13 protein-coding genes and 1 pseudogene are annotated in these 12,816 nt (G+C 70.4%); 4 read left to right on the top strand and 10 right to left on the bottom strand.

Annotation, left to right across the window (positions count from 1 at the left end; all coding sequences use genetic code 11):
- Nucleotides 1-271, top strand: a pseudogene (locus ACHFGS_RS02805) (NADP oxidoreductase); the annotation flags it as partial.
- A 237-nt stretch (nucleotides 272-508) separates the two neighbouring features.
- Here ACHFGS_RS02805 and ACHFGS_RS02810 read toward each other — a convergent pair.
- The 3 genes from ACHFGS_RS02810 to ACHFGS_RS02820 are packed head-to-tail and all read right to left on the bottom strand — an operon-like array spanning nucleotide 509 to nucleotide 2,418.
- Entirely contained in the window at nucleotides 509-1,009 is a 501-nt protein-coding gene (locus ACHFGS_RS02810) for an MFS transporter (RefSeq protein ID WP_394278440.1), read from the bottom strand.
- On the bottom strand, nucleotides 919-1,572 hold the full coding sequence (locus tag ACHFGS_RS02815; protein WP_394278439.1) for a hypothetical protein: 654 nt from the start codon (nucleotides 1,570-1,572) through the stop codon (nucleotides 919-921). Before ACHFGS_RS02815 ends, ACHFGS_RS02810 begins: the two co-directional genes overlap by 91 nt.
- A 45-nt stretch (nucleotides 1,573-1,617) precedes the next feature.
- Complete coding sequence (locus ACHFGS_RS02820; protein ID WP_394278438.1) at nucleotides 1,618-2,418, bottom strand: response regulator transcription factor; 801 nt, start codon at nucleotides 2,416-2,418, stop codon at nucleotides 1,618-1,620.
- Nucleotides 2,419-2,667: 249 nt separating this feature from the next.
- On the opposite strand from ACHFGS_RS02820, the gene ACHFGS_RS02825 reads away from it, so the two are divergent.
- The 3 genes from ACHFGS_RS02825 to ACHFGS_RS02835 are packed head-to-tail and all read left to right on the top strand — an operon-like array spanning nucleotide 2,668 to nucleotide 6,770.
- A complete protein-coding gene (locus tag ACHFGS_RS02825) occupies nucleotides 2,668-4,332 on the top strand; it encodes a GspE/PulE family protein (protein WP_394278437.1) in 1,665 nt (554 codons plus the stop codon).
- The gene (locus ACHFGS_RS02830; protein ID WP_394278436.1) at nucleotides 4,319-5,542 is read left to right on the top strand and encodes a type IV pilus twitching motility protein PilT; all 1,224 of its coding nucleotides are present in this window, start codon (nucleotides 4,319-4,321) and stop codon (nucleotides 5,540-5,542) included. Before ACHFGS_RS02825 ends, ACHFGS_RS02830 begins: the two co-directional genes overlap by 14 nt.
- Before the next feature lies 1 nt (nucleotide 5,543).
- The gene (locus ACHFGS_RS02835; RefSeq protein WP_394278435.1) at nucleotides 5,544-6,770 is read left to right on the top strand and encodes a type II secretion system F family protein; all 1,227 of its coding nucleotides are present in this window, start codon (nucleotides 5,544-5,546) and stop codon (nucleotides 6,768-6,770) included.
- 123 nt (nucleotides 6,771-6,893) lie between these two features.
- Here the strand turns inward: ACHFGS_RS02835 and ACHFGS_RS02840 are convergent, their stop codons facing one another.
- The 7 genes from ACHFGS_RS02840 to ACHFGS_RS02870 are packed head-to-tail and all read right to left on the bottom strand — an operon-like array spanning nucleotide 6,894 to nucleotide 12,755.
- A complete protein-coding gene (locus ACHFGS_RS02840) occupies nucleotides 6,894-7,586 on the bottom strand; it encodes a hypothetical protein (RefSeq protein ID WP_394278434.1) in 693 nt (230 codons plus the stop codon).
- Nucleotides 7,583-8,236 carry a hypothetical protein gene (locus ACHFGS_RS02845; RefSeq protein WP_394278433.1) on the bottom strand — a complete coding sequence of 218 codons (654 nt, stop codon included), beginning with the start codon at nucleotides 8,234-8,236 and terminating at the stop codon, nucleotides 7,583-7,585. Before ACHFGS_RS02845 ends, ACHFGS_RS02840 begins: the two co-directional genes overlap by 4 nt.
- A complete protein-coding gene (gene pilM, locus ACHFGS_RS02850) occupies nucleotides 8,233-9,336 on the bottom strand; it encodes a pilus assembly protein PilM (RefSeq protein ID WP_394278432.1) in 1,104 nt (367 codons plus the stop codon). The genes ACHFGS_RS02845 and pilM overlap by 4 nt, the downstream gene beginning before the upstream one ends.
- Complete coding sequence (locus ACHFGS_RS02855) at nucleotides 9,336-10,154, bottom strand: prepilin peptidase (protein WP_394278431.1); 819 nt, start codon at nucleotides 10,152-10,154, stop codon at nucleotides 9,336-9,338. The genes pilM and ACHFGS_RS02855 overlap by 1 nt, the downstream gene beginning before the upstream one ends.
- Entirely contained in the window at nucleotides 10,151-11,746 is a 1,596-nt protein-coding gene (locus ACHFGS_RS02860; protein WP_394289116.1) for a hypothetical protein, read from the bottom strand. The genes ACHFGS_RS02855 and ACHFGS_RS02860 overlap by 4 nt, the downstream gene beginning before the upstream one ends.
- A complete protein-coding gene (locus ACHFGS_RS02865) occupies nucleotides 11,743-12,342 on the bottom strand; it encodes a prepilin-type N-terminal cleavage/methylation domain-containing protein (RefSeq protein ID WP_394278429.1) in 600 nt (199 codons plus the stop codon). Before ACHFGS_RS02865 ends, ACHFGS_RS02860 begins: the two co-directional genes overlap by 4 nt.
- Nucleotides 12,339-12,755 (bottom strand): prepilin-type N-terminal cleavage/methylation domain-containing protein, encoded by a 417-nt coding sequence (locus tag ACHFGS_RS02870; protein WP_394278428.1) that lies wholly within the window; start codon nucleotides 12,753-12,755, stop codon nucleotides 12,339-12,341. Before ACHFGS_RS02870 ends, ACHFGS_RS02865 begins: the two co-directional genes overlap by 4 nt.
- Nucleotides 12,756-12,816 lie beyond the last annotated feature (61 nt).

Consider the following 12,816-nt stretch of genomic DNA (forward strand, 5'->3'; position numbering starts at 1 on the left):
CGTGGTGAAGGGCTTCAATCACATCATGGCGTCGCAGATCCTCACCGACGGACGGCCCGCCGGCACTGACGGGCGCCGCGCGCTCGCGACCGCGAGTGACTCCGACGAGGCCGTCGCGTTCATCACGGCGCTTTACGACGAGTTCGGTTACGACACCGTGAACATCGGTCCGTTGCAGGACAGCTGGCGTGTCGAACGAGACCAGCCGGCGTACGTCGTCGCGCAGGACGCCGACGAGCTCCGCGCCAACCTCGCCCGCGCCGTCCGCTGAGGACGCGGGTGGATGCCGCGGGCGCGGCATCCACCCGTCAGGCGCGACTCGGCGCCGGGATCCCGGCATCCACCGGCGAGAGAACATCTCTGCGCCGAGGGAACGGGGTGCAGCCGTTCTCTCGTCCGCGACGTGTTCTCTCGTCGGTGAGTGGTTGCCGCGGCGGCGCTCGCCGGTGAGTGGTTGCTGCGGCAGCGCTCGCCGATGAGTGGATGCCGCGGGCGCGGCATCCACCCGTCAGGTGCGACTCGGCGCCGGGAGCTTGACGAACAGCAGCATGATGAGGCCGATCAGCAGGATGAGGCCGAAGGCGATCACCTCGAGGAACGAGAACCCGAAGCCCTGCGCGGCGAGCACCGCACCGAAGGCGAACACGCCGGCGAGGCCGTCACGGTAGACCGCCGCCGAGAGCAGGAACCAGAACGTGGGGCGGTTGGTCTGGAAGAGCCGCTTCAGGTGCTTCGCGAGGACGACGTACGACCGGAAGAAGCCGACCGGCACCGGGCCGCCGTACGCCGGGGACTCGGGCACGTTCCGGAACAGCGGGATCGAGAAGACGAGGGTCCACACCGCGCACACGACGGCGACGATCTTGTAGGTGAGCGGGTTGTCCTGGCCGAGGCCGAACAGGACGGGGATGCAGGCGATCAGCGCGACGACGCCGCCGATGTAGCCGAGGCCCCAGCCGAGCCCCGAGACGCGGCCGACGGTCTTCGGGGTCGAGACCTCGGAGAGCATCGCGTAGTAGCTGACATTGCCGATCTCGGAGATGACGGCGCCGATCGCCACCGCGAGCGCGCCGAACCAGAAGACCGCGGATCGGCCTCGACGAAGAACAGCGAGAACTGCGCGAGTGCGACGGCGAGCGTCGCGCCGATGATCCACTTCTTCTTGCTGCCACGGGCGTCGGCCTGCTGGCCGAGCACCGGGGCGACGAGCAGGATCAGGATGCCGGCGGCGAAGTTCGCCCACCCCCACCACTCCGACAGGTCGGTGAGCCCCTGACAGTAGTCGCTCCCGAGGTTGCCCGACTCGTTGCAGTTCAGGTACGAGCCATCGGCGAGCAGTCCGGATTCGCGGACCGCGGGCTCGAGGAACTGGCGCGACGTCAGGTAGAGCGCGATCCACACGAAGGTGAGGATCACGGTGTTGAACGGTTGCATCGCCCAGTCCCACATCGCCCACGAGGACACGCGCTTCCGCGGGATATCACGCTCGGGGAGATCCTGGAAGATGACGGGCAGTGCTCCACTGTCGGCGGTCGCGGGAACCTCGGGCGTACCGCCGGTGGTGTTCGTCATGAGCCGCACTTTAGCGCGCCATGCGGTCGCGCCGGTGAAGCGCGCTCAGCCCGCGGCGGCCTGCAACAGCAGGGATGCCGCGGCGATCGGCGCGAGCCGGTAACCGAAGCCGCGCACGGTCTCGACGCACTGCGGTGCGCGCGGGTCGTCGGCGAGCTTGCGGCGCAGGTTCATGATGTGCACCTCGACGGCGTGCCGGTCGTGCGCGGTGATGTGCGCGCCGCTCAGCCCGTTCGCCTCGCGCAGCATGAGCGCGAGCGAGGACTTGCTGAAGACCTGGTCGCGCGCACGCATGAAGGTGTGGAGGAGGTCGAACTCTGATCGGGTGAGCTCGACGTCGGTGCCGTCGATGTCGACGCGCCGCGACGACGGCCACAGCCGCACCGAGCCATGCGAGAGCACCTCCGGGTCGACGGCGATGGCGGCCACTGCGGCGGCCTGCAGCGCTCGCGAGCGCCGCATGATGGCGTCGATCCGCGCCCGCATCGCGTACGGTCCATAGGGCTTCACGATGTAGTCGTCGGCCCCCGACCGGAACGCCTCGACCGCCGCCGACTCGGAGTCGTCGTCGGTCAGCATGATGACGAAGGCGTCGGAGAAGCCGCGCAGGCGCCGCAATGCCTCGAACCCGTCGATGCCGGGGAGGTCGCGATCGAGGATGACGAGGTCAGGGTGGCGGCGCTCGACGAGCGCGACGCCGAGGAAGCCGTCCTGCGCGTCGTGCACGGTGAACCCCTGCTGGCGCAGCGAGGTCACGAGCGACAGGGTGTGTGCGGGATCGTGGTCGATGACGACCGCGGATCGTGCGTGGGGGTCGGACAACGGGTGAGCGGCGATGGGGCGCATGGCGGGGGAGTGTCTTTCGTCGCTGGGGGGCGGGCGTCCGGCGGGGGTCCGGACGTCGATCGTCCGATCTTCTGGACGATGCACTCGAATCGATTATGAGTAGATTCTCATTTTTCTCAGCGCTCACATAACTCACACGTGTCACAGCGATGACGGATGCCTCAGGATTTGCTCAGGACGCGCAGGTTCGACTCAGCATCCGCGTCCGAGGAGGCTCGCGCGCGACGCGCGTGTCTACCGTGGATCGACATGAGAGGCATCGCGCAGACACTCGTGCTCACCGGCACCGTCCGCGCGTCGGAGCTCTCGGAGCTGCTCGGCGAGCACGGCGAGACCGAGGAGTTCCTGCGGCTGCTCGTCGATCGCGGACTGGTCACGCCGGGGCAGCTGGGCGAAGCTGTGGCGCGGCACACGGGCCACCGATTCGTCGACATCGGCACCGCGCAGCTCGACCCCGCGGTGGTCGCGCTCGTGCCGGGTGGTCTCAGCCGCAAGTACCGGGTTCTGCCCATCGAACGGCGCGGCGACCGCATCGTGCTCGCGATGGTGAACCCGACCGACATCATCGCCCTCGACGACGTCGCGACCATCACCGACCTGCAGGTCGACCCGGTCGTGGTCGCAGAGGACGCGCTCCACTCCGCCTTCCAGCGCTACGTCCGCTCCGACGAGGAACTCTCCGACCTCTCCGCGACGCTCGAGGAGAGCGCTGCGACCGAGGTCGCTCACACCGAGGACATCGAGGATCAGGACAGCGACGCCCCGATCGTCCGGTTCGTGAACCTGCTGATCACCCAGGCCATCGATGACCGGGCCAGCGACATCCACGTCGAACCCGGCGAGGCCCACCTCACGGTCCGGTACCGGATCGACGGCGTGCTCCACGAGATGCAGCGGGCCGACCGCAACATCCAGGACGGCGTCATCTCTCGGCTGAAGATCATGGCGTCCATCGACATCGCCGAGCGCCGCCGCCCTCAGGACGGCCGCCTTTCGGTGTCGCACGGCGGGCGCAAGATCGACCTCCGCGTGGCGACGCTGCCGACCGTGTGGGGCGAGAAGATCGTCATGCGCATCCTCGACAACACCGGCGTGAGCCTGTCGCTGTCGGACCTGCGCATGGGCCGCGGGAACCTCACCCGGTTCCGCAGCGCGATCACCCGACCGCACGGCATGGTCCTTGTGACCGGCCCCACCGGCTCGGGCAAGTCGACGACCCTGTACACGGCGCTGCGCGAGGTCTCGAACCCGGCTGTGAACGTCATCACGGTCGAAGACCCGGTCGAGTACCGCATCCCCGGCATCAACCAGGTGCAGGTCAACGCGAAGGCCGGCCTCACCTTCCAGTCCGCGCTCCGCAGCATCCTGCGCTCGGATCCCGACATCGTCCTCGTCGGCGAGATCCGCGACAGTGAGACCGCGATCATCTCGATCGAAGCCGCGCTCACCGGACACCTCGTCCTCTCGACGCTGCACACGAACGACGCACCCGGCGCGGTCGCCCGGTTGACCGAGATCGGCGCGGAGCCGTACCTCGTCGCGACCGCGCTGTCGGCGGTCGTGGCGCAGCGCCTCGCGCGTCGGCTGTGCGCCTCATGTCGGCATCCGTATCGGGAGGATGCCGCGGTGCTGGCGCGCCTCGGTCTGCCGCACGACCCCTCGGACCCCCCGCTGTTCTATCGCGCCGCCGGATGCCCCGCGTGCTCGGGCACCGGGTACCGCGGTCGCGTCGGCCTGCACGAGGTGATGGCCGTCACCGACGAGCTCGAAGCGCTCATCGTCGCGCAGGCGTCGGGGACGCAGATGCGGGAGCTCGCGCTCGCGCAGGGTATGACGTCGCTGCGCGACGACGGCTGGGCGAAGGTGCTGGAAGGGCTCACCACGATCGAGGAGGTGCTGCGTGTCACGGTCTGAGATGCGGTTGGCGGCGGAAGCAGCGAGCGCAACGGATGCCGCGTGGGAGGCGCGGCCCGAATCGGGAGGCGGGTTGCTCGACGGCATCCTCCGATCGACGGCTGCGGCCGGCGCCTCGGACACCCACTTCTCGGCCGAGGGGCCGGCGCTGCAGCGGCTCGACGGCGCGCTCGCACCGGTCGCCGGATACCCGGGCCCGATCCCCGGTGCGGTGCTGCTCGACGAGCTGCTCGCGATGATGGGTCCGTCGCACCGTGAGGACTACCGATCGACCGGCGAAGTCGACCTGTCGTACACCGTGGCCGGCGTCGGACGGTTCCGCGTCAACGTCTACCGACAGCTCGGTCAAGTCGCGGCTGCCTTCCGCCTCATCGCGTCCCGTGCGTACACGCTCGACGAGCTCGGCGCACCGGCGATCGCCGGCGACCTCGCACTGCGGCCGCGCGGGCTCGTGCTGGTCACCGGCCCCACCGGGTCTGGCAAGTCGACGACCCTCACGGCGATGATCGACATCATCAACGCGACGAAGCACGACCACATCGTCACGGTCGAGGACCCGATCGAGTTCGTGCACACCAGCAAGCGGTCGCTCGTCCACCAGCGCGAGGTCGGGGCGGACACCCGCTCGTTCGCCGAGGCGCTCCGCCGCGTGCTGCGGCAGGACCCCGACGTGATCCTCATCGGCGAGCTCCGCGACCCGGAGTCGATCTCCACGGCCCTCACGGCCGCCGAGACCGGTCACCTCGTCCTCTCGACGCTGCACACGCAGGGCGCCGCGAAGAGCATCAACCGCATCGTCGACGCCTTCCCCGCACACCAGCAGAACCAGGTGCGCAGCCAGCTCGGCGACACCCTTCAGGGCGTGATCAGCCAGACGCTCCTCCCCAAGGCGCAGGGCGGCGGACGAGTGATCGCGACCGAGGTGCTCGTCTCGACACCGGCGGTCGCCAACCTGATCCGCGAGAACCAGATCTCCCAGCTCTACAACGCGATGCAGGCCGGCGACGGCCACGGCATGCACACCCTCGACCAGTCGCTGAAGCGACTCGTCGAGCAGGGCGACGTCGCGGCATCCGTCGCACGGCACTACCTGACCGACGAGCACGCGCTCGACGAGGTGCGGGTGCGGCCGCGCGACTACGACGCTGAGGCGTGGCTCGCTGCGGGTGCAGCGCCCGCAACGACACCGGTCGACGACTGGGGCGTGTGACGTGCCGCTCGAGGAGTACCAGTGGCGGGCGGTGAGCGCGGCCGGCGGTGAGACCAAGGGGACGCTCGAAGCGGCCAGCTCGGGCGCGGTCGTCGCGAAGCTCCGCGCGCAGGGGCTCATGCCGCTGCGTGTCGTGCCGGTGTCGAAGACGGGTCTCAACCAGGAGATCTCGATCCCCGGCTTCGAGAAGCGGGTCGCGACGAAAGACCTCGCGGTGTTCGCGAAGCAGTTCGCCGGGCTCATCCACGCCGGCCTCCCCCTCATGCGCGCTCTCGCGATCATCTCGGATCAGACCGAGAACCCGAAGCTCGCGAGGGCCCTCGTCGCGGTGCAGGTCGACATCGAGTCGGGGCGGTCGTTCTCGGCTGCGCTCGCCGAGCACCCGACGGTGTTCCCGCCGCTGCTGGTCAGCCTCGTCAGCGTCGGCGAGACCGGCGGCTTCCTCGCCGACTCGCTCGACGCGATCGCCCGCTCGTACCGTGCGGACGTCGATCTGCAGCAGAAGATCAAGTCGGCGATGACGTACCCGATCATCGTGCTCGTCATCGCGATCGTCGGTGTCATCGCGATGATCGCCTTCGTCGTGCCGGTGTTCGAGAGCATGTTCGCGAGCATGGGCGGCGAGCTCCCGCTGCCGACGCAGGTGCTCGTCGTGCTGTCGCGCAACATGGCGTGGATCATCCCGGTGCTGGTCGTGCTGACGATCGCGGCATCCGTCTGGTATCAGCGGATGAAGAACACCGACCGGTTCCGAGGTGTGGTCGATCCGTTCCTGCTGCGGATGCCGGTGTTCGGCTCGCTCGTGACCAAGATCGCGGTCGCGCGGTTCGCTCGCAACCTTTCGATGATGCTCAAAGCGGGCGTACCGCTGATGCAAGCGCTCGACCTCGTGGGCAAGGCGGCGAACAACAAGGCGGTCGAAGACGCGCTGCACTCGGTCCGCGAATCGGTGCGGCTCGGGCGATCGTTCCACGCGCCGCTGGCGAAGGCCGGCGTCTTCCCGCCGCTGGTCGCGCAGATGGTGTCGGTCGGCGAGGAGTCGGGGTCGCTCCCCGACATGCTCGAGAGCATCGCCGACTTCTACGAGACCGAGGTCAACGCGGCATCCGAGCAATTGACCAGCATGATCGAGCCCATCATGATGACGGTGCTCGGCCTGCTGATCGGCGGCATGGTGGTCGCGCTCTACATGCCGATGTTCACGATGTACGACCAGCTCGGGGCGTAGGCGGGCGCCCGTCTCGCGCCCAGGTGGCGCCACTCGTCGCTTCAGCGGCGGCGTTACGGCGTGTCCTGCCACCCGGGCACTCGGTTGGCGGCGCAGGTTGCCACCGAAGGGGGCGTTCGGGGCTCAGGGGCGGAAGAAGACCTGCATCGTCGCCGTGACCGACACGGCGTCATCGTCGGTCTGGACGATGGCGCCCGTCACCGCGACGAGTCGCGGACCGGCGCGGAGCGCGTCGAGCAGGGCGGTGGCCGTCGCCAGGTCCGGGGCGTCGAACTCCACAGTGACGGTGAGCTGCTGCGGACCGTCCGCGGCTGCAACGACGGGCGCCGCTGGTGCGGTCTCCACCGTCGGGTCCGCGGTCGCGTCTTCGGTGAGTGCGTCGCCGGTGGCTGCGTTTTCGGTGACAGCGGGATCGGATGCCGCGGGCGCGACCTCGGTGCCCGTCTCGGCCGCAACGACGTCGGCCGTGCGCGGAGCAAAGGCCGCGGCATCCGCCGGACGCACCGCGACGAGCGTCGCTCCGGCCTCGAGGGCCGCGTTCGCGGCGAGCTCGACCACGTCTTCGGCGTGCGGTGTCGTCGGTATCTCGCGCCGGAGCTCCGCGACCTCGCGTTCGACAGCGTCGAGCTCGGCGGCCTGCGCGGTGAGCCCGTCGAGGACCGCCTGCTGCGTGCGGTTCTGCGCCGCGACGCCTTCGGCCGCCTGCACGGTGGCGTTCGCGGTCGACCACAGCGGGAGTGCGAAGACGAGGATGCCGAGGAGGAGGACGCCGGCGGTCACTGCGACGCCGATCGCGTTGACGAGGCTCTTGCTCACGAGTCCGCCCCGTCTGCGACGAAGTCGCCGCTGTAGACGGACTGGTCGAGCTGCACGCGCAGGCGGTATTCGAACCCGGAGTCGGCCTCGCTCGTCAGCTCGTCGACCTCGGTCACCTGGACGGCGTCGACATCTCGGAGCGTACGGGTCAGCGAGGAGAGGTCGATGGGCGCGGCGCTCGACACCGTGACGGTGCCCGTCAGGCCAGCGGCATCCGGCAGCGCGACATCGGGCACCGGGCCCGCGATGAGGGCGTAGTCGACGATCCGGATGCCGGTGGGGAGGGTCTCGGCGATCGTGTCGAGGGCGGCGATCCAGCGTAGGTCGCCGGCCATGGCGTCCGCACGCAGGGCCTGCAGCGAGCTCCGGAGCGACAGCGCCCGGCTGACGTCCGCCAGTTCGGCGACGCTCGCGAGGAGGGTCTGCGTCCGCTGTTGCTCGGCGGCGAGGCGCACGCCCGCCGACATGTTGAAGGCGAACGCGCCGGCGACCGCGCTGGCCGAGACGACGAGAGCGCCGACGGCGGCCATCGCCCATGCCCGAGCCCGCGCCGCCGTCTCGCGACGTCGGACTTCGGACGGCGGGAGGAGATCAACGCGGGGGAGGGCACCGAGTCCGAGCGTCGGCGCCTTCGCGGCGAAGAGGCTCATCGTGCGCCTCCCGCCCGGCCGCGCGGCATCGCGGACGCGCCGCGCAGCAGCGACGCCACGCCCGCGAGGCGGACGTCGACCTCGGCGGGGAGGGTGAACGCACGGGGAGCGGCGATGAGGTCGGTCGCGCCGACCACCGTCACGGGTGTCTCGGTCACGCGACCGACGGCGTCACGCAGGCGGTCGTGCCCGGCATGGACGCCGGTGAGGAACGCGCGGTCGATCCCGACCGCGTCCACGCGGTCGCGATAGAAGCCGACCGTCCCCCGCAGCCGACCCACCAGGTCGATGAGTGCCGCTTGGACGTCAGGGTGCAGCCGTCCCGTCGGAGCGGGCGCGGCCGGCGCGTCGAGGACCGCCACCGTGGCATCCGCTCCCCCGATCCGCAGCTCGCGTCGGGACTGCGGGGCGAGCTGCGTGGGCGTCTCGGTCGGTGCGGCGTCCCAGGTCACCGCGGGCTCGCCGGGCGGCGGCACGATGTCGATCGGCACCACGCGGACGAAGCGGGGGATGCCGCCGGTCGCGATCACGATGTGCGTCGTGTGCGCGCCGATGCCGAGGATGAGCCCGGTCTCGCCCGGCGCGGTCAGCGCTGCGAGGGCACGCGCGTACCCGAATGCCAGGAGATCGATCGAGGTCACCCGCAGCTTGGCGGCGCCGAGCGCGCCGACGAGCTCCTCCATGTGCTCGGCCACCGCAGCGACGAGCAGGCCGTGCACGCCGTGCTGGTCCTGCCGGGTGGGCACGAAGTCGAGCACCGCCTGATCGACGGGCACCGGCAGTCGGTCCTGCACCTCGAAGGGCAATGACTGGCGGATGTGGTCGGGGTTGGTGAGCTGCGTCGAGTGCTCTCGCACGAGGATGCGGCGGTTGCCGACGCCGAGCACGACATCCCGGCTCGAGATCCGCGCGTCGGCCCACAGGCGCTGCAGCGCCATCGCGACGGCGGCGCGGTCGATGATCTCGCTGTCCTTCGCCGCGCCGTCGGGCAGCGGCACTTCACCGGCCGTGACGATCGTCGGGTTGCGGCCGATCGTCGCCTCGATCGCGCGGACGCCGGTCTCGGTGATCTCGACCGCGACCCGTGTCTTCTTCGCCATCAGCTCACTCCCGCGATCGTCAGATACCCCGTACCGAGCGCCTCGCCCGCGACGACGCCGACCCACGCGCCGACGACGATCCAGGGGCCGAACGCGATCGCCGTTCGCCTGCCTGCTCGGCGCCGCAGCATCAGCGCGACGCCGAAGACTCCGCCGAAGACGAATGCGGCGAAAGCGCCGACGAGCAGCGGCATCCATCCGATCCACCCGAGCATGAGCCCGCACACGGCCGCGAGCCGGACGTCGCCGCCGCCCATCCCGTCTGGCCGGATGGCGCGCAGCATCCAGTAGAAGGCGAAGAGCCCCGCGGCGCCGAGCCCGGCTCGCAGGAGCGTCTGCCAGTCGGCCCCGAGCGCGCACGCGAGCGTCAACAGTGCCCCGCACGCCGCGAGCGCCGTGCCCGTGATCGCGTGCGGGAGTCGGCGGACCGCGAGGTCGATGACGATGAGGACGACGCCGGATGCCGCGAACCACAGGTACGCCGCGAGCACGGCGAGCCGCGCGGTGACGGGCGTCACCGCGGCATCCGGTTCGTGCAGCCACCACAGCGCGACGAGCGCGAACGCGACGCCCGTCGCGAGTTCGATGAGCGGGTACCGGATCGGGATGCCGGTGCCGCAGGATGCGCACCTGCCGCGCAGCCCGAGCCACGACAGCACCGGGACGTTCTGCCACCAGCGGATCCGGGCCTCGCAGGCGGGGCAGCGACTCTCCCGCAGGAGGGTCTCGCCGGCGGGCACGCGGTAGGCGACGACGTTGAGGAACGAGCCGATCGCCAGGCCGAGGACGCCGATGTAGGCGACGAGGAGTGCGGTCATGGCGTCACGTCCTGACGGGAGATGAGGTCGCCGAGACGGTACTCCCCGGTCTCGACGATGACGGGCGTGCCGCCGTAGCCGCCGTCGGGCGCGGTCTGCCCGGGGAGGGTCATGATCTCGCCCTTGATCGTGACCTGGTCGCCCGACGCGAAGCCGTTCGTGTACATCGCGCCGAGCAGCACGCCGCCGCCTTGCACGTCGACGCGGCACGGCGTGTAGATGAGGGAGCGCACACCCTCGAAGTCGGAGTGGTTGATGACGAAGCTCGTCGCCGTCGAGCCGCCCTTGGATGCGAGCGGGCAGGTCGGCGCCGCGTCGGCCGTGGTGTCTTCGGTGATGAACCACACTTTGGGTGCCGCGCCCGGCGCGGACCGCATCGTCAGGTGGGTGGTGTTGAACTGCTTGGCGAGGAGCACCACGTTCGTCGCAGCGAGCGCGGGGGACGGGTATCCACCTGCGTTCGAGGAGAGCACTGAGCAGGCGCGCGCGTCGATGACGACGGTGCCGGTGTAGCTCGCGAGATCCTTCCATCCCTGGTTCGGCGACGAATTGAAGGACGCGCACGTGCCCGGGCCCGATCCGGACGCCTTCAGGACGATCTCGACGGCACCGGGCCAATCCGACGCCTTATAGCGGAAGTCGAACCAGCCGGGCAGGGTGGGCGCCGGGACCGGCGCGATGGTGTCGCTCTTGATGACGCCGCCCTCGATGCGACCGCCATCGCCGACCGCGGGCGTGTTCGCCGTCGGGAGGGTGACCGACCCGGCGATGCGCCGATTGTTGACGGTGACCGCGCCCTTCGCGGACGCGTTGGCGTGGAACGCCGCACCGCTCCAGAGCAGGTCGAGCGCGCCGTTCGTCGCAACGGTGGACAGCGGTGCCCCGGCGACGCCGATCGCGCTGTTGATCTTCGAAGTGCCCGTGCCGGCGATGAGGAGGTCGCCGGTGACGGTGGTTGCGCCGCCGTCGAACGTGACGTTGCCCGCGGCGTACAGATCGCCCGTGATGTTGCAGCCGTCGCTCGAGGTCACATCGCCACCGACGAGCAGGTTGCCGGGCACCGCGAGGCGGCATCCGAACGGTCCCTTGACCGAGACGAGCTGCGGCTCGTTGCCGCCGTGCGCGAGCAGGGTCACCTGCCCCATCGACGATCCCTCGTAAATGACGAGGCCCACGGGCGTGAGCGACGGGTCGACCTGCTCGATGATCTCGGGCTCGATGCCGTACACGGCCTGCACGGTCGTGCTCGAACCGTTCGCGATGCCCGTCGAGGTGACGGTGACGGTGTCGCCGGTGCACGCGACGGTCACGGCATAGCTCGCGCCGCCGCCGCTGCCGGGGATGTCGTCACCCGCAACTGTGGCCGCGCAGATGTCGCCCGACTTCAGTTCGGCGACCGCTGCCGCAATGCCCGCGTCGGCGGCCGACTGCGCCTGCAGGCTACCCCGCACGCCGGCCGCGGTGCGGGTCGTGTTGACGACCGCGGTCGACAGCGTCACCGTGAGCAACCCCAGCACGAGCGCGACGATGATCACCGTGATGAGCGCGGCACCCCGGTCGTCGTCAGCGAGGCGCGGGCGGACGCGGTTCACCAGCATCGTGCGGACACCTCCTGGCTGACGGCGGCGACCGTGGCCGAACCGGTGACACCCGACGTGCTCTGGGCGTTCAGGTGCGGTTGCTCGGATGCCGCCACCTCGAGGTGCCACGTCACGCGACGCAGATCACTCGCTGGGTCGACGGAGGCCTCGATGTCGAACAGCGGACCGGCCCCGGCAGTCACGCGATCGGCGAGGACGCCCCACGACGTCGACGGCTCCGGGGCGGGGTGGCCGGCCTCGAGGGCGTCGGACGAATACAGTCGCAGCTCGGTGCGGCCGTCGCCGTCGAGGTCGGCGACGGCCCACGCGCGGCAGGTGCCGTCGACCATGCGCGCGCGCAGCACAGTGGCGCCGGTCGTCTGCACCGTGGCATCCGTGGCATTGCGCAGGCTGGTCGAAAGCGAGGTGCTCACCGCCTGCACCCGCCCGGTAGCGAGGTCGCGGTCGCGGGTCGCGGCGGTCGCCGTGAGCGTCGTGGTGAGGATGGTCGCGACGAGGCCGAGCACGATCGCGCCGACGAACACGGCGATGAGCAGCTCGACGAGCGAGAGGCCGGCGTCGTCGGTGCGAGCTTCGACGCGGATCATGGCGCGGTCACAACGATCTTGGTGGCCATCGAGACGAGGACCGCGGTGGGGTCGGATGCCGCGGCGTCGCGCACGTCGACGATGACGGTGAGCGCTGCGGGATAGTCATCAGGGCACGGGTCGACCGTGATGGTCGCCGTCAGCGGCGCCGGGAGCGTCCCGCTCGCGACCGCATCGTGCAGCAGGTCGCACGAGTTGGCGGCGCCGTCGGGGAAGTCGGTGCGGATCGCGGCGAGCTCGGCCGAGGCGGCGGCGTTCGCCGAGACGGCCTCGCGGTTGCCGGCGCTGAGCTTCGTGGCTTGCACGGCGAGGGGGAGGATCGCCATCGCGATGACGGCGAACAGCAGCATCGCGACGACGACCTCGATGAGGCCGAAGCCCTCGTCGAGGTCGCGGGTGCGCGTGCCGGTCATGGTCGTCCTTCTGGGGGATCGGACGGGTCGGACGGGGGAGGCCGGGCCGACGTCTGAGTGA

It is taken from the genome of Microbacterium sp. (assembly GCF_043427715.1).
GTDB lineage: Bacteria > Actinomycetota > Actinomycetes > Actinomycetales > Microbacteriaceae > Microbacterium.

Coding starts and splice junctions, on each gene's coding strand:
- ACHFGS_RS02825 (WP_394278437.1), top strand. CDS start 2,668: ATGAGAGGCATCGCGCAGACACTCGTGCTCACCGGCACCGTCCGCGCG.
- ACHFGS_RS02815 (WP_394278439.1), bottom strand. CDS start 1,572: ATGACGAACACCACCGGCGGTACGCCCGAGGTTCCCGCGACCGCCGAC.
- ACHFGS_RS02845 (WP_394278433.1), bottom strand. CDS start 8,236: ATGAGCCTCTTCGCCGCGAAGGCGCCGACGCTCGGACTCGGTGCCCTC.
- ACHFGS_RS02810 (WP_394278440.1), bottom strand. CDS start 1,009: ATGCTCTCCGAGGTCTCGACCCCGAAGACCGTCGGCCGCGTCTCGGGG.
- ACHFGS_RS02820 (WP_394278438.1), bottom strand. CDS start 2,418: ATGCGCCCCATCGCCGCTCACCCGTTGTCCGACCCCCACGCACGATCC.
- ACHFGS_RS02855 (WP_394278431.1), bottom strand. CDS start 10,154: ATGACCGCACTCCTCGTCGCCTACATCGGCGTCCTCGGCCTGGCGATC.
- ACHFGS_RS02870 (WP_394278428.1), bottom strand. CDS start 12,755: ATGACCGGCACGCGCACCCGCGACCTCGACGAGGGCTTCGGCCTCATC.
- ACHFGS_RS02865 (WP_394278429.1), bottom strand. CDS start 12,342: ATGATCCGCGTCGAAGCTCGCACCGACGACGCCGGCCTCTCGCTCGTC.
- pilM (WP_394278432.1), bottom strand. CDS start 9,336: ATGGCGAAGAAGACACGGGTCGCGGTCGAGATCACCGAGACCGGCGTC.